The organism is Delftia sp. ASV31 (assembly GCF_016428765.1).
In the GTDB taxonomy this organism is placed as follows: domain Bacteria; phylum Pseudomonadota; class Gammaproteobacteria; order Burkholderiales; family Burkholderiaceae_C; genus Comamonas; species Comamonas acidovorans.
Genome location: NZ_JAELTK010000019.1, coordinates 20720 through 36451, shown reverse-complemented (window position 1 = coordinate 36451; position 15732 = coordinate 20720). Strand labels below are relative to the sequence as shown.

Genomic DNA, 15732 nt, shown 5'->3' with positions numbered 1-15732 from the left:
TTCAATCAAGATTCCAGGGAAATCCAGGGTGTCGGAATGCGTAACAAGCTCGAATTCGCACTGCGCCTGCGCCAGGCCATCGAGGCTGCGGGACTGGAGCCCCGGCCCAGCGTGCTTCTGAAGCTGTTCAATTCCAGTTACTGGGGGCCGCCGATCTCATTCCAGGCGGTCTCGCGCTGGCTGAACGGCGAGGCCGTTCCCGAGCAGGACAAGCTGGTGCTGCTGGCGGGTTTGCTCGAGGTCGAGCCCGATGTGTTGCGCTATGGCGAATCAGCCCACCGGTCCCCGCCGTCCCTGCCGTCGCCGCTCCAATGCCAGGAGCCGGGCGTGGGCTATCTCGAACGCGAAACCTTCGATGCCTTTCTGAAGCTGCCCGCGCCTCAGCGCCAGGTGGTGCGGGAGGTGATCCTCACCTTCGCCAAGGTGCATGGCGAAGGCTGAGCACCGGGCAGGGCAGGCAGGGCAGGCGGCGCACCCACCTGGCGGCAGTCACCGGATGGCCTGCTGCTGCCAGGGCATGGCATGCCAGGGGTGGCGCGGATCGGCCACCCACTGCTGCACTTGCTCGGGCGTCACGCTGCACCCCAGCACGTCGGCGCGGCCACGGGCCAGCCACTGGCTGCGGCCGCGTGCGTAGGCCTGGCCGAAGGCCTGCCAGCTGTCAAAGCAGTCCCGCGCGCGGCATGCATTCAGGTGCAGGATCTGCTGGTGCAGGGCCTCGTCCACCCAGCCCAGCAGCCAGGCGCAGCGCACATGGAAGGCCACGCGCGCGCAGGCAAAGGCCATGGCGGCATGGGGATCGTCACCGGCCTGCAGGCGCTGCAGGTCCAGCGTGAACCAGCGCTGGCGCAGGCCGTCGGGCAACTGGCGTGCGATCTGGGCATCGTCCAGGTCGGTGCGCAGGCCCAGGTGGTGCAGCACCATGGGGCGCAACTGGGTGGTCAGGGCGGAGTCGGCGCCGTTGAGCTGCCGGTCCGCAAAGCCGCCCTGGATGGCGTGAAAGGCCATGGGATGGGCCAGGGCCAGGGCCCAGTCCAGTGCCGCGTCACCGCTGCGGTAGCTGCTGAAGTCGCCGCGTTGGCGCGACGCACGCATGCGCCGCAGGCCGGCGCGCACTGCCCACCAGACCAATGCAGACAGCACAACAAGGGTGAAGGCGTTCATCGCGGATTTCCTGTCCTGCCCGGCGATCCCGCCCGGCGGCGCGCCAGCTCCAGCGACTGCTGCAGGGCCGCGCTGCGCGGCATGCGCTCGAAGGCGGGCACGGGCACGGTGTCGCGGCGTGCCGCGACCAGCCATTGCATCAGGGGCGACCGGATGTCCAGCTGCTCCAGCAGCGCCGGGTGGGACTGCAGCAGCCACAGCTGCTCGGCCTCGGTGCGCAGCTCGCTGGCCGCGCACCAGGCAGCCGCGCTGCCCGTGGCCAGCAGCTGTGCCGGTCGGCGCACGATGCCCATGGCCAGGGCGTCCGCCGGCGCCTCGCCATCGGTATCGAGGTGATTGAGCAGGGCCAGCACATCGGCCAGGTAGCGAGCAATCGGCGGGCGGTTCTGCTTGCCCTTGATCTGGTCGATGCGCAGCCGCCCGTCGTCCCGCACCTGGGCGCTGACGGTGATGCGCGGCTGGGCCGTACCCGTGCGGTAGCTGAACAGCCGCAGCCGGCCCTGCTCGCAGGCTTCGGCGTAGTGCTCGCCATAGCCGCCGCGCAGTGCGCCGCGTTCGCTGAACTGGCCCAGGCAGTGGCGCATCATCTGGCTTTCATAGGCCATTTCGGCGCGCAGGTCCGGGCTTTGGGCATCGAATTCGACGAAGACACCCAGCTGGCCACGCAGCAGCGGGCGCACGGCGCCGGGCCGGTGCTCGGCCCAGCCGCTGTCGCTTCTCCGGGCGAAGGCCAGGTGCTCCAGCGTCCAGCGCGCCAGCGCCTGCGGGCAGTTGATGCGCTGCAGCTTGCCCTCCAGCGCGGTGCCGCGCCGGGTGGACAGGAACTCCAGCAGCCGGCTCTCCAGCGCCAGCAGGGGTGCGCTGTCGGGCTCCACCCACCACAGCGGCGCGCTGCCGTCAGCCGCCGGCCTGTCCGGTGACAGCGGCTGACGGGCCGCATGTTCGCGCAGGCGCTCCAGCGCCCAGGCGGCAGGCTCGGCGCGCCGGTGCAGGCGCAGCAGCTCGGCCTGCGTGGACACGGGCTGCACGGCAGGCGGATCGGCGTCGAGGTTGCCGATCACATGGCGGTAGAAGTGGTTGGCCAGCCAGGCGGCGATCTCCTCGCTGTCGCCGCGTGCAGCGCTGCGCTCGCGGATGCGCTGCTTGATGGCCGGCGCATTGACCACGTCGCGCGGCCGATAGGCACTGGCGGCGTTGGCACCGGCGCCCGGGTTCACCACAGCTTCCACCAGGGCTTGCTGTCCGAGCGCAGCTTGAGGCAGCGCTTGAGGCCGTCCTTTGCCATCCTGTGCTCGGCCTCGCTGTCGTCGGGCGTGAGCTTGGCGATGGCCTCGCGGTGCAGGGCCACGGCCTGGTCGATGGGGCCGCAGCTTTCCATGGCGCAGGCCAGGCGGCGCAGCGTGTAGCACTCGCCCAGGGCGCGCACTTCGGGCAGCAGGGCGTCCAGGCGCGGGCGCACCAGTTCGCCATGGTTTTCGGAGAAGAAGTCGAGCAGGGACATCAGCGAGGCCAGGTAGTCGCGCCGCTGTTCGCGCTGGTCGTCCTCGTCCAGTTCCTCGAACCACTGGTCCAGGCGCTCCAGCCAGATGCCGATTTCGCCTGCGCGGCCCAGCTGGTAGAGCGCCAGCGCCGCGCTGGGGAAGTAGTCCGTGGGGCAGTGGCGGCTGTAGCCGTAGTCCTGAGTGAAGTGCCACAGCTGCTCGGCCGCCGTGACGATGCCGGGTCGGTCGTCACGGCGGATGGCGCACCACAGCAGGCCGTCATGGTGTTCGGCAAAGGGGCTGCTGGACAGGCCCTTGTGGTGCAGGGCCGCCGCCTCGTCATAGCGCTGCTGCGAGCGGTACTTGATGGCCAGGTTGTTGCAGAGCATGGAGTAGACGTGCAGGTGCGCGTCCTTGTACATGCCCTGGCCGCTGGCCCAGAAGGCCTCGAAGCGGGCCAGGCCCTCTTCGTAGTAACGCTGCACCAGCGGCTCGCGCACCTCGTCGGCCGGCACCTGCCGGCCTTCGCCCATGAGGGCGGCCAGGTCGTCCTCATCATCCAGGGTCACGCCCGCCGCATAGCACCAGTGGGCGCCGTGGCACAGGGGAAAGGGGCGTGCCAGCGCCTGGCCCGCGTCAAGCACCGCAAAGCGTGCAGCCCACAGCAGGGACAGCGGTTCGTAGTTGGCGTACCGGGGCTGCTCGCAAACACCGCGTTCGAGCAGTGGCAGCGCTTGGTCCCAATGGTGTTCCCGTGCCAGGCGCCAGCCTTCGACAAGGTCCAGCATCGGATGGTTCGGCGCCTGCGAGCGTGCCAGTGCCAGGTACTCGTCGGCACCGCGCGGCGCAGCCGGGCTGTCTTCCAGAAGCTCTTGGAGCTGGGGGTGCAGGCCGGCCCACGCCAGGATCAGCGCCCACGTGGGCGCTTGCCCGGTATCGCTGTCCACCATGCGCAGCGCGAGTTCGTAGGCCTGTGCAGCCGAGCCCTGGCGATAAGGCAATATGCATTCGAGAGCCAGGTTCGCCGCATCGGCCAGGCGGCCCGCCTCTTCCAGCCACTGCAGCACCAGGCCGCTGAAGGCATCGTCGGAGTCATCCACCAGGCCGAAGCGGCCCAGCGCGGCCAGCTGCAGCGCGGCCTCGGGCTGGCCCATGGCATGGCAGGCCATGGCCTGCAGCCGGGCCGCATGGACCTTGCGGTGCGTGCGCACCGCCTGCGATGCGGCGGGGCTTTCGGTGCGGGCCAGGTGCTGCTCCGCCGCCATGAGCACGGCCGGAACGCTTTGCGGGGCCAGCGGCAGGACCTCGCGCGCAAGGTGCAGCCAGTCGTCGAAGTCCACGTTCTGCTCTGCATCGGCCTGGGTCAGCAGCGCCGTGGCAGCCTGCACCTGGCGCACGGTGGCGGGCACATCGCCGCGCAGACGGGCCAGCTCGGCCTTGCGCAGGCAGGCACGCGCGTCGCGGCGCGCGGGGGAGGCCTCGCCATCCGGGTCGCTGCGTTCGTGGCTGCGCTGCAGGTCCACGCCTTGCTCGGCCAGCTCCCAGGCCTGGGCTTCGCGGGCCAGGTAGTGCCAGCCGTTCCAGTAGCGGTAGGGCTCGCCGGTATGCGGCAGCCGGCCCATGAGATCGGCGGCGGGCGCGAGCAGGGCCACGCCGCCTTCACGGTCAAAGCGCAGCCGGCTCTGGATGTCGCTGAGCGCCAGGCTGGCCGTGGCCAGCAGGTGGTTGTCGCCCTGCAAGGGCTGCAGCGTGGCAGCGCGGTGTTCGCGCAGCAGTGCGTTGGCGGTTTCGGGCCGTTCCAGGTCCAGCCAGAGATCGTGCAGGCGCTCCAGCTCGCCCACCGTGGCCGGGGCGAAACGTTGCTGGGAGAGCAGCTCCATGACGGCCGCCTGGCGTTCGGCCGGGGCGATGGGGCTGGCATCATCCTCCTGCTGCAGCAGGTCGTGCGCCTGGTCCATGAAGGCATGCAGGGCTTCGCCCTCAAGGACGGCCTGGGCGGTGGCGGGCTGGGAGGTGTTCATGGAATCGATAGCAAGCAAGCGAAGCTGGAAAAGCCATGCAGGCCGACGGACCTCAGGGCGGCGACCCCGCGATGCTAGCGGGCCAGCCGGCACCATGCCAGAGTGGCCAGGCTGTTTTCACGTCCTGTTACATGCAAAAAAGCCCGGCATTGCCGGGCTTTGGTTCCGCAGGAGGTCGCTGGGCCGCCGGGGCCGGGTTGGGCTCAGTGGCGCACCACGACTTCGCCGCGCAGCGTGAAGGTGCGGGCCTCGGTGATCTTCACATCGATCATCTGGCCGATCAGGCGTTCGTTGCCCGGGAAGTTGACCACGCGGTTGCACTCGGTGCGGCCCATGAGTTCGCTGCCATCGCGCTTGGACAGTCCTTCCACCAGCAGGCGCTGCACCGTGCCCACGCGCTCGTCGCTGATGTCCTTGATGTTGTTGTTGATCACGGCCTGCAGCTCCTGCAGGCGGCGCAGCTTGACCTCGTGCGGCGTGTCGTCGTGCAGGTTGGCGGCCGGCGTGCCGGGGCGGGGGCTGAAGATGAAGCTGAAGCTGTTGTCGAAGCGCACGTCGTGGATGAGCTTCATCATCTTCTGGAAGTCTTCCTCGGTCTCGCCGGGGAAGCCCACGATGAAGTCGCTGCTCATGGCCATCTCGGGCCGGATGGCGCGCAGCTTGCGGATGGTGCTCTTGTATTCCATGGCCGTGTAGCCGCGCTTCATGGCCATGAGGATCTTGTCGCTGCCGTGCTGCACGGGCAGGTGCAGGTGGCTGACCAGCTTGGGCAGCCGAGCGTAGGCCGCGATCAGGCGCGGCGTGAACTCGTTGGGGTGGCTGGTGGTGTAGCGGATGCGCTCGATGCCGGGGATCTCGGACACGTACTCCAGCAGCAGGGCAAAGTCGGCGATCTCGGCCGTGTCACCCATCTTGCCCAGGTAGGCGTTGACGTTCTGGCCCAGCAGCGTGACTTCCTTCACGCCCTGATCGGCCAGGCCGGCGACCTCGATCAGCACGTCCTCGAACGGGCGGCTGACTTCCTCGCCGCGCGTATAGGGCACGACGCAGTAGCTGCAGTACTTGGAGCAGCCTTCCATGATGGAGACGAAGGCCGAGGAGCCTTCCACGCGCGCGGGCGGAAGGTGGTCGAATTTCTCGATCTCGGGAAAGCTGATATCGACCTGGGGCTTGTGCTTGGCGGCGCGTGCATTGAGCAGCTCGGGCAGGCGGTGCAGGGTCTGCGGGCCGAAGACCACGTCCACATAGGGCGCGCGCTTGATGATTTCCTCGCCCTCCTGGCTGGCCACGCAGCCGCCCACGCCGATGAGCACGCCGCGTTCCTTCAGGTGCTTGTAGCGGCCCAGGTCGCTGAACACCTTCTCCTGCGCCTTCTCGCGCACCGAGCAGGTGTTGAACAGGATCAGATCGGCCTGCTCGGGATCGTCGGTGGATTCGTAGCCCTGGGCTGCGCCCAGCACATCGGCCATCTTGTCCGAGTCGTACTCGTTCATCTGGCAGCCGAAGGTTTTGATAAAGACTTTCTTGGACATGGTGGGGTTCCGTCAGGCAGCCGCCGCACTGCAAGCGGCGGTCTGCAAAAAATGAAGGTGGCTCGGCCAGGGGGCGGCGTGCCCCATGGCCGGGCCGCTGCGCCCCGCAAGGCGCGGGCCGCGTCAGCCGTGTACGTGCTGTGCGCTTGCTGTGGTGTGCGCGGTGCTCAGTTGAAGATGCGCTGCAGCATCGACTTGGGCTTGTAGTGCTTGTCGGCCTCGGCCTTGGTCAGGATCCAGGCCTGGTGCAGCCACTGCGTCTGCGGCTCGATCACATAGCCCACCACGAGCTTGCTGCCCTGGTAATTGATGGCCTGCACCAGCGTGCGTTCAGGGCTGAACAGGCGAAAGCCCGGACTGGTGCGAATGGTCTTGCCGTCGATCTCCACCTCGGGGAACTGGGTCACGACCAGCTCGCCGAACTGGGCCTGCGGCGGGAAATTGCGCGTCTCGTTGGACGGCAGGCCCTGCGCGGCCACGCCCAGGCTGGCGCAGGCCAGGCCGGCGAGCAGGGCGCCGGCACACAGGCGGCGGACGGGAGAGAAATGGGGCTTGCAGCGGTTCATGGTGTACATCCAGGGGCTGAACCCGCGATTCTACGAACTTGCCGCCGCGCAGGCGCGGCACTCGGGCATTGGTTCAGGTGCGGCCCGGCGCATACAGCACCGCCTTGGGCGGGCGGCACAGGCCCCAGAAGCGCAGGCCGATCAGTTCGGCCATCTGCACGCCCATGGCCGTGGGCGCGGAGATGGTGGCCAGGGCGGCGATGCCGACCTTGGCGCATTTGCGCACCAGCTCATGGCTGCCGCGGCTGGAGAGCACGACAAAGCCGGCCTCGCCCAGGCGGCCTGTGCGGGAGAGGCGGCCGACCAGCTTGTCCAGTGCGTTGTGGCGGCCCACGTCTTCGAGCACATCCGTCAGTTGCCCGTCCAGCCCTGCCCAGCCTGCGGCATGCACGGCGCCGGCTTCGGCGTTGAGCAACTGCAGCGGCGGCAGTGCCGCGATGGCTGCGCAGACGGTGTCGGCATCGACACGGGCGATCCAGTCGTGCGCGGGCAGCGGATCGAAGGACAGGTCCAGCGCCGCGAAGCTGTCCACGCCGCAGACACCGCAGCCCGTGCGCCCGCTCATGCTGCGGCGCCGGTCCTTGAGGCGGGCGAAGCAGCGCGAAGCCACGTCCAGCTGCACCTCGATGCCGTCCATGCCGGCCGGCAGGCCTGCGGCCTGTGCAGCCACGGTGCGCACCTCGATGCCGTAGCAGTCGGCAGCGCTGTCCAGAATGCCTTCGGTGAGCGCAAAGCCCAGCGCAAAGTCTTCCAGGTCCGAGGGCGTGCCCATCATCACGGCGTGAGAGATGCCATTGAACACCAGGGCGATGGGGACTTCGCTGGCCAGCACCTGCGGCTCGGCCTGGATGCTGACGGCGCCGCCTTCACCGAGCCGGTGGCGCGCCACCGCATGCGTGCGCAGCGCGGCAATGGCAGGCGGGGCGGCGCATGCAGCATCTGCTGCGCCGGGGCCTGCGTCTGGGGCGGGGACGGGTGCGGGGGCGGGGGCGTGTTCGGTGGTGGCGTTCATGGCGTGGGCCGCGCAGGCGGCTTCCGCATGATATCGGCGCCGCCGCGCGTGCTCAGTCCAGCAATGCCATGCCCTTGATCTGGGCGAAGACATGCATGCCCGGCGCAATGCCCAGCTGCCGGGCGGAATGCAGGGTGATGCGTGCCAGCAGGCGGGACGGGCCCAGCTGCAGCGAGACCATGACCTGGCCCGGGCCGTCCTCGCGCAGCTCCTGCACGGTGGCAGGCAGGATGTTGAGGATGCTGCTGTCTTGCGGGTGCTGCAGGCTCAGGCTCACATCGCGTGCCTGCACGCGCAACTGCACGGTTTCGCCGACGGGGCGCGGGCAGGCCATGACAAGGCGCAGGCGCCCGCCATCGAAGCACAGCGTGCTCAGGTGTGCATCGGGATCGTGCTGCTGGACCTGTGCGCTGACCATGGCCGCTGCCGTGTCGCCCATGCTCAGGGGCAGGTCCAGCCGTGCCAGCAGCTCGCTGGTGGCGCCGGCCGCGGCGATGCCGCCTGCCTTGAGCAGCACCAGGTGCTGGGCCAGGCGCGCGACCTCGTCGATGGAGTGGCTGACGTAGAGGACGGGAATGTCGAGTTCGCGGCGCAGCTGGTCCAGGTAGGGCAGGACCTCGGCCTTGCGCTGGGCGTCCAGCGCGGCCAGGGGCTCGTCCATCAGCAGCACCCGCGGGCTGGTGGCCAGCGCCCGCGCAATGGCCACGCGCTGGCGCTCGCCGCCCGACAGGGTGGAGGGCATGCGGTCCATCAGGTGGCCTATGCCCAGCAGTGACACGGCCTGGTCCTGGGACACCTTGCGCCGCGCGGCCGGCGTGCGCCGCATGCCGTAGTCGATGTTGCGCCGCACGGTCAGGTGCGGGAACAGGCTGGCCTCCTGGAACACATAGCCCAGCGCACGGCGGTGCGTGGGCAGCCATTGGCTGGCCGCATCGTCCTGCCAGACCTCGCCGTTGACGGCGACGCGGCCGCGCGCGCGCTCCAGCCCCGCCAAGGCGCGCAGGCAGGTGGTCTTGCCGCAGCCCGAGGGGCCGAACAGGGCGGTGACGCCGCGCCCGGGCAACTGCAGCTGCACGTCAAGGCGGAAGTCGGCACGTTCCAGCGCCAGGTTTGCGATGATTTCCGAGGAGGGATGGGAGTGCGCGGCGTCGGACATCAGGGAGGGAGAGAAGGCGGTCATCATGCGCGGCGCTCCTCGCGCGGCTGCAACAGGTGCAGGGCCAGAAGAACCAGGAAGGAGAACACCACCATGCCGCCTGCCAGCCAGTGGGCGTGGGCGTACTCCATGGCCTCCACATGGTCGTAGATCTGTACCGAGACCACGCGCGTCACGCCGGGAATATTGCCGCCCAGCATCAGCACCACGCCGAACTCGCCCACGGTGTGCGCAAAGGTCAGCACGGCTGCCGTGATGAATCCCGGCCGCGCCAGCGGCAGCGCCACGGTGAAGAAGCGGTCCAGCGGCCCCGCGCCCAGGCTGGCCGCAGCCTCCATGGGCCGCGTGCCCAGGGATTCGAAGGCACGCTGCAGCGGCTGCACCGTGAACGGCATGGAATAGACCAGCGAACCGATGACCAGGCCCGGAAAAGTGAAGGGCAGGGTGCTCAGCCCCAGCGCCTGCGTCAGCTGCCCCACGGGGCCGTTGGGACCCATGGTCACCAGCAGGTAAAAACCGATCACCGTAGGCGGAAGCACCAGGGGCAGCGCCACCACGGCGCCAATCGGGCCGCGCCAGCGCGAGCGCGTATGCGCCAGCCACCAGGCCAGCGGCGTGCACAGCGTCAGCAGCAGCACCGTGGTCACGCTGGCAAGTTTCAGCGTCAGCCGTATGGCGGCGTAGTCGTCGGCGGTAAGAATCATGCGGGAAGAATTCAGTGGTTCGCAGCGCTGTTGGATCTCATTCAACGCACGAAACCGGCGCGGCCCGGCTCAGCGACGCTGAGCACGGGCCCGTGCCGGCCGACCCCTCCCCAGGAGAGAGGGAAGGCGCGCAAGCGCGCCTCAACAGGTGTCAGAAGCTATAGCCGTAGGAGCGGATGATGGCACGGGCCTTGTCGGCGCGCAGGTACTTCATCAGCTCGGCGGCGGCTTCGCTGTCCTTGCCGCTGTTGAGCACGATGCCGTCCTGGCGGATGGGCTCGTGCATGGAGCCGGGCACCTGCCAGGCCGAGCCTTCGCGCAGCTTGCCGTTTTCCATCACCTGCGACAGGGCCACAAAGCCCAGCTGGGCATTGCCCGTGGCCGCGAACTGGTAGGTCTGGGCAATGTTCTCGCCCATGACGATGCGCGGCTGCACCTGGGCCGTGATGCCCAGCTTGTTCAGCACTTCCATGGCTGCCGTGCCGTAGGGCGCCAGCTTGGGATTGGCCACGGCGATGTGCTTGTAGTCGCCGGTCTTGAGGACCTCGCCCTTGTCGTCTACATAGCCGGCCTTGGGGCTCCACAGCACCAGCTGGCCGATGGCGTAGGTGAAGCGCGAATCGGGCAGGCCGCGGCCTTCCTTGGCAATCTTCTCGGGCGTGGTGTCGTCGGCGGCCAGCAGGATCTGGAAGGGCGCGCCGTTGACGATCTGCGCATAGAACTTGCCCGTGGCGCCGAAGGACAGCAGGGCCTTGTGGCCGGTGTCCTTCTCGAACTCGGCGGCGATCTTCTGCATGGGCGCCGTGAAGTTGGCGGCGACGGCCACCGACACTTCGGCGGCCTGCGCGGCGGCCCAGCCCAACAGGGCAAGGGCGGCGAAGGCGGTGGCACGCAGGGGCTGGTTCACGTTCATGGGTCTCTCGCTATTCCGTTGGTGAATAGCGCAGTGTAACGACCTGAAAATGCGCATGCAGGGTGCAGGCGTTTTGCTTGGCGGGAAATAACGCTTGGCGGGCATGATGCTGCGCATGACTGCCGCAACCCCCGCTTCTCCCTCAGACCTGGTGCCCGCGCTGGGCCATGACCTGGCCGATCGGCGCATCGCCATCCTGCGGCATATCGCGGCAGGGCATTCGATTTCCCAGGCCGCGCGCGAGGCGGGTGTCAGCTACAAGGCGGCCTGGCAGGCGCTGGATGTGCTGACCAATCTGGCGGGCCGTGCCCTGGTGGAGCGCTCGGTGGGCGGCGCCGGCGGTGGTGGCGCGCGCATCACCGAGGCCGGGCAGTCCCTGCTGGCCATGGCCGATGCGCTGGAGCAGGCGCGCGCGCAGGTGCTGCAGCGCTTTGGCGGGCCCGCTGGCGTTTCTTCGGCGGCTCCCGGGCTGGGGCTGGGCCTGCGCACCAGCATGCGCAATCTGTGGCCTTGCCGGGTTGGTGCCCTGCAGGCGCAGGGCGCCCAGGTCCGCGTCTGGCTGCTGCCCGACGGCGGCGGGGATGCATCAGGCATTGCCGCACGCATCACCGAAGAAAGCGCCCAGTTGCTGGGCCTGGCGCCGGGCCTGCCCCTGATGGCGCTGTGCAAGGCCGCAGCCGTGCAGGTGCTGCCTTCGGCGCCACGCTCCGATGTGCATGCCCAGGCCAATGCCTGGCCCGCCCAGGTGCAGCGCGTGGCCCGGGCCGACAGGGCGGGGCCGCGTGAAGTGGTGGCACAACTGCCCTGGGGCGGTAGCGGCGTGGGTTACGCGGCCGAGCCGGCAGAGGGCGAGTCCTGGACCTTGCGCGCAGGGCGCAAGGTCTGGCTGACGGTGCCGGAGTCCGCCGTGGTGCTGGCCGTGGCTGATTGAGCGGGTGGAACGGATGGAGCGTTGAAGCAGCAGCAGCGCGTTGCGCATGCGCAGCAGTGGCTGCAGATTCGGACGGGTCTGATGGCGCATTCAGGGCGGTATACGAAGAATTGCGCCGCTGTGAAACCTGCGCGCTCTGGCGGCGCGGGCTTTTCTGGCGACCGAATCATCGAAACCTCCCTGGCCCTCCATGAGCATCCTGAAATTGCGCAGGCAAGAGAAAGTGGCGGTCTACACCGCCTTGCTGTGTTCCTTCATCGCGGCATTCATCTTCTTCGCGTCCGAAGGTGTTGCTGAAAGTTTTCGGCAGCGGCTGGATGCGCTGGCCATCTGCGCCGTCATCGGTGCGCTGGTGACCTGGTTCAATCACTGGTGGTTCCGGGTCTGGGGCTGGCATCTGGTGCCTGTGACCCTGCTGCTGTTTTATGCCGGCACGCTGGCCGCAGGGTGGCTGTTTGGCGGATGAAGGCGGTGAAAGCGGTGGTGTGGGAACCTGCTGCCACGCTTTGCATCGAATGTCCTTTTCGACTGCCTCACCAGGCCATCCACGGCCTTGCCCCTGCCATGAAGACCACCCTGTCCGCCGCCCTGATCTGCCTGCTCCTGTCCACCCCGGCCATGTCCCGTCCGCTGGACCCGGCTCCTCTGGATGCCTCGCAGTTCAACCTGGGGCTGGTCGGGTTCGCGGGCGAGATCTCGCCTGCGGAGCGGCACCTGGAGGCCATGCTCAGGCGGCCCGAGGCCAATGCCGTCCTGCTGTCGGTGATCGACGATCCGCGCCGATCTCCCGTGGCCAAGCTCTATGCGCTGTGCGGCCTCAAGCGCATGGGCAGCGGCGGCTACGAGGCCGCGCTGATCAAGCTGCGCGGCTTTGAGGGCCAGGTCTCCGTGATGCTGGGAGACCAGATGTTCCAGGAAGACATCCGCGAGGCGGCAGACCGCATCGAAAACCTGGAGTGCAGCGAAGGCGGTTGAGCCTGGGCACGCCGGTTGCCGGACAAAAAAAGAGCTGCCATCGGCAGCTCTTTGCATTGTGGGGCATCGTTCTGAGCCGGAGAATCTGAGCCGCTCAGGACAGCTCGCGTCCCTTGAGTTCAGGGATCAGGAAGGCCGTGGCCAGCATGTCCAGCACATAGATGGCCGCCAGCAGTGCGATCGCCACCTGGAACGAATAGCTCATGGCCAGCGCACCGATCACCACCGGGCCCAGTCCGCCCACGGCGCGGCCGATGTTGAACAGCACGTTCTGCGCGGTGGCGCGGGCCTCGGTGGGGTAGGCCTCGCTCATCACGGCGCCGTAGCCGCCCATCATGCCGTTGACGAACAGGCCCATGAGGGCCCCCGCCCAGAGCATGGCCGTGGGGTCGGACAGCTGCGAATAGAGCACGACCATGATGACCGAGCCCAGCTGGAAGATCAGGAAGCTGGGCTTGCGTCCGATGCGGTCGGCCAGCTGGCCGAAGACCCAGATGCCGACCATCATTCCCACCACGGTCACGGCAGTCCATATCGAGGACTTGGTCAGGCTGAAGCCCAGTTGCTTGGACAGGAAGCTGGGCATCCAGATCATGATGCCGTAGTAGCCGAAGTTCTGGACCGAGGTCAGCACGATCACGCCCAGGCTGACCTTGGTCGTGGCGCGGTCCTTCACCAGCAGCTTCAGGCTTTGCAGCACCGGCACGCGGGCCGAGGGCGTGGCGGACTGCTGGCGCTTCACGAAGACTTCGGGCTCGTGCAGCTTGTTGCGGATCACCCAGGCCACCACGGCCGGTATCACGCCCACCAGGAACATGCCGCGCCAGCCGATGAGGGGCAGCAGCAGCGGCGTCAGCAGCGCCGCACCCAGCACGCCCATTTGCCAGCCCAGGGCCACGTAGGACGAGACGCGGGCGCGGTGGCGTGCGGGCCAGGCCTCGGCGGCCAGTGCCATGCCGATGCCGAACTCGCCGCCCAGGCCGATGCCCGCAATCGTGCGGTAGGCCAGCAGGTCCCAGTAGCCCTGCGCGAATGCGCACAGGCCCGTGAAGACTGCGAACAGCATGATGGTCCAGGTCAGCACGCGGATGCGCCCGTAGCGGTCGCTGAGCAGGCCGAAGAAGATGCCGCCGAACACGGCACCGATCAGCGTCCAGGTCACCAGCGAGCCGGCCTGGCCCGGCGTGAGGTGCAGGTCGGCCGAGATGGCCGACAGCATGAAGCCCAGGATCAGCAGGTCGAAGCCGTCCATGGCATAGCCGACGGCCGAGCCGGCCAGGGCCTTCCAGCTGTAGCCATTGACCTGGGTGGCATGTGTGCCGACATGCGTGTCTGTGCTGGCGCCGGCAGCATTGGCTGCGAGCGCCCCGGAGGAAGTGGTGGTCACGTGAAAATCCTTGAAAGCCAGGACGGCGCGCGCTCTCGCTGGGGTGCGGCACCACGCGAAACGCCTGCGCCGCCGGCTGGGCCGGCGTGCGGGCACGCTGCGCGTGTGCGGCATCCTGGAGTGGCGATGGGCACGGGAAATCCTGGTGGGAAAACAAGCTGGGCGGCCGGCATGCCGGGGCATGGCAGGGGCTGCGCGCAAAGACAGAGCGCAAGGTGCAGCGCCAAAAGACCGCTTCTGCAAAAAGCGAAAGCCCTGAAATCGGCCGGGCGATCAGGGCTTGGAGGCGGTGGGCAGGCCCTGCGAGGAGAGGGCGGCCCATGCGAGCGGGCGCAATGGTAAGGCAAGTCGCCAGCCAAGGCAAGCTGCGGGGCTTATGCCAGGGCGCTGGGTCTTTGGCCGGGGCGCCAAGGGGGCTCGTGCTAGGCTGGCGCCCGCTGCGGCCATTGCGCCGCTGGCGCGCCCCATTTCTGCCCGGGTCCGTCTATGACCTTGCGGTGCAGTGCGGCGATATCTCGCAGGTTTTGCCAATAAAAACAATTCTCATTACAGTTTGGCATTCCGAGTTCTCCAACCTCCGATCCTTTCTGCCATGCATCCCATCCTGATTGCAGCCGCCCTGGCCCTGGGCGCGGCCGCCCCGATGAGCCAGGCCGCAGCCGCCGGCACCGTTCAACAGCCCGTGAAGAAGAGCCTCTCCGTTGCGGAGGTGGTCAAGCATTACGGCACCCTGGTGCACGCCAATTACTCGGACTCCATCAGCTCCGCCAAGACCATGCAGAAAGCCATTGCGGCCTTTCTGGCGGCGCCCAGCGAGCAGGGCCTGAACCAGGCACGCAAGGCCTGGCTGGATGCCCGGGAGTACTACGGCCAGACCGAGGCCTTCCGCTTCTACGCCGGCCCCATCGACAACGATGAAGGCCCCGAAGGCCAGATCAACGCCTGGCCCATGGATGAGTCCTATGTGGACTATGTGGAAGGCAACCCCAACGCTGGCATCATCAACAACCGCAAGGAAGCCATCACCAAGAAGCGCCTGGCCGAGCTCAACGAGCATGACGGCGAGGAAAACGTTTCCACCGGCTGGCACGCCATCGAGTTCATGCTCTGGGGCCAGGACCTGAACGACAAGGGGCCGGGCGCGCGTCCGTACACCGACTTCGTCGATGGCAAGAAGTCCAATGCCGACCGCCGCCGCGAGTACCTGAAGGTGGTGACCGCGCTGCTGATCGAGGACCTGCAATCCGTGGCCGACCAGTGGAAGCCCGGCTCGCCCAAGAACTTCCGCGCCCAGTTCGAGAAAAAGCCCGATGACGCGCTGCGCCGCATCTTCGTGGGCCTGGGTTCGCTGTCGCGCGGCGAGCTGGCCGGCGAGCGCCTGGAGGTGGCCCTGGCCAGCCGCGACCAGGAAGACGAGCACTCCTGCTTCTCGGACAACACGCACCGCGATGCGGTGACCAATGCCCAGGGCATCCTCAACGTCTGGCAGGGCAGCTACAAGCGCCTGGATGGCAGCGAGCTGCAAGGCCCTGGCATCAAGGACTGGGTGGCCTCCAAGGACAGCGCGCTGGCCGACAGGACCACGCGCCAGATCATGCAGTCGGTGCAGGCGGCCCAGGCCATTCCCGCGCCGTTCGACCAGGCCATCCAGGGCGCACGCGACTCGGCCTCGCGCGCCAAGATCCAGGCCACCATCGACAGCCTTGTCCAGCAGAGCAAGGACCTGGTGGAGGCGGCCAATGCCGTCGGCATCACCCAGCTCAACCTGGTGGACCCCAAGGCCAACTAAAAGAACATCCACGCCAGCGTCCATCCATTCCTGCGCCCATGTGCCAAGGCCGCCGCCCCCGAAAGGGTTCGGCGGCCCTGGCTTTTCCAGGGACGTCCCCA

Annotated in this window: 15 protein-coding genes; 5 read left to right on the top strand and 10 right to left on the bottom strand. The window is 68.2% G+C overall.

The annotated features are described in order from the left end of the window. Positions 1 to 36: 36 nt before the first annotated feature. Positions 37 to 441 (top strand): helix-turn-helix domain-containing protein, encoded by a 405-nt coding sequence (locus JHD82_RS09350; RefSeq protein WP_199136152.1) that lies wholly within the window; start codon positions 37 to 39, stop codon positions 439 to 441. 48 nt (positions 442 to 489) lie between these two features. Here the strand turns inward: JHD82_RS09350 and JHD82_RS09345 are convergent, their stop codons facing one another. The 9 genes from JHD82_RS09345 to modA all read right to left on the bottom strand — a co-directional run bounded on the left by JHD82_RS09345 (position 490) and on the right by modA (position 10549). Continuing rightward, positions 490 to 1164, bottom strand: a complete 675-nt coding sequence (locus tag JHD82_RS09345) for a DUF1266 domain-containing protein (RefSeq protein WP_199136150.1) — start codon at positions 1162 to 1164, stop codon at positions 490 to 492. Continuing rightward, entirely contained in the window at positions 1161 to 2381 is a 1221-nt protein-coding gene (locus JHD82_RS09340) for a hypothetical protein (protein WP_199136182.1), read from the bottom strand. The genes JHD82_RS09345 and JHD82_RS09340 overlap by 4 nt, the downstream gene beginning before the upstream one ends. Continuing rightward, positions 2378 to 4666, bottom strand: coding sequence for a hypothetical protein (locus JHD82_RS09335; RefSeq protein ID WP_199136148.1), 2289 nt, complete (start codon positions 4664 to 4666; stop codon positions 2378 to 2380). The genes JHD82_RS09340 and JHD82_RS09335 overlap by 4 nt, the downstream gene beginning before the upstream one ends. A 203-nt stretch (positions 4667 to 4869) precedes the next feature. After that, entirely contained in the window at positions 4870 to 6198 is a 1329-nt protein-coding gene (miaB, locus tag JHD82_RS09330) for a tRNA (N6-isopentenyl adenosine(37)-C2)-methylthiotransferase MiaB (protein WP_199136146.1), read from the bottom strand. A 167-nt stretch (positions 6199 to 6365) separates the two neighbouring features. After that, a complete protein-coding gene (locus JHD82_RS09325) occupies positions 6366 to 6764 on the bottom strand; it encodes a hypothetical protein (RefSeq protein WP_043783237.1) in 399 nt (132 codons plus the stop codon). Positions 6765 to 6837: 73 nt separating this feature from the next. Next, complete coding sequence (gene fdhD / locus JHD82_RS09320) at positions 6838 to 7776, bottom strand: formate dehydrogenase accessory sulfurtransferase FdhD (RefSeq protein WP_199136144.1); 939 nt, start codon at positions 7774 to 7776, stop codon at positions 6838 to 6840. Positions 7777 to 7828: 52 nt separating this feature from the next. Next, complete coding sequence (gene modC / locus JHD82_RS09315; RefSeq protein ID WP_199136142.1) at positions 7829 to 8959, bottom strand: molybdenum ABC transporter ATP-binding protein; 1131 nt, start codon at positions 8957 to 8959, stop codon at positions 7829 to 7831. Further along, positions 8956 to 9636, bottom strand: coding sequence for a molybdate ABC transporter permease subunit (gene modB / locus JHD82_RS09310; protein ID WP_013804076.1), 681 nt, complete (start codon positions 9634 to 9636; stop codon positions 8956 to 8958). Before modB ends, modC begins: the two co-directional genes overlap by 4 nt. Positions 9637 to 9787: 151 nt before the next feature. Continuing rightward, on the bottom strand, positions 9788 to 10549 hold the full coding sequence (gene modA / locus JHD82_RS09305; RefSeq protein ID WP_199136140.1) for a molybdate ABC transporter substrate-binding protein: 762 nt from the start codon (positions 10547 to 10549) through the stop codon (positions 9788 to 9790). Positions 10550 to 10652: 103 nt separating this feature from the next. On the opposite strand from modA, the gene JHD82_RS09300 reads away from it, so the two are divergent. From JHD82_RS09300 to JHD82_RS09290, 3 genes are all read left to right on the top strand, one after another. Further along, positions 10653 to 11480 (top strand): TOBE domain-containing protein, encoded by an 828-nt coding sequence (locus JHD82_RS09300; protein ID WP_099734613.1) that lies wholly within the window; start codon positions 10653 to 10655, stop codon positions 11478 to 11480. Positions 11481 to 11670: 190 nt separating this feature from the next. Continuing rightward, on the top strand, positions 11671 to 11946 hold the full coding sequence (locus tag JHD82_RS09295) for a hypothetical protein (RefSeq protein WP_034390552.1): 276 nt from the start codon (positions 11671 to 11673) through the stop codon (positions 11944 to 11946). A 98-nt stretch (positions 11947 to 12044) separates the two neighbouring features. Beyond that, positions 12045 to 12455, top strand: coding sequence for a hypothetical protein (locus tag JHD82_RS09290; protein ID WP_123693103.1), 411 nt, complete (start codon positions 12045 to 12047; stop codon positions 12453 to 12455). 94 nt (positions 12456 to 12549) lie between these two features. On the opposite strand, the gene JHD82_RS09285 is transcribed toward JHD82_RS09290, so the two are convergent. Continuing rightward, positions 12550 to 13707, bottom strand: coding sequence for an MFS transporter (locus JHD82_RS09285; RefSeq protein ID WP_224986381.1), 1158 nt, complete (start codon positions 13705 to 13707; stop codon positions 12550 to 12552). Positions 13708 to 14434: 727 nt separating this feature from the next. Between JHD82_RS09285 and JHD82_RS09280 the strand changes: the two genes are divergently transcribed. Next, complete coding sequence (locus JHD82_RS09280; RefSeq protein ID WP_071954426.1) at positions 14435 to 15631, top strand: imelysin family protein; 1197 nt, start codon at positions 14435 to 14437, stop codon at positions 15629 to 15631. The last annotated feature ends 101 nt before the right edge of the window (positions 15632 to 15732 follow it).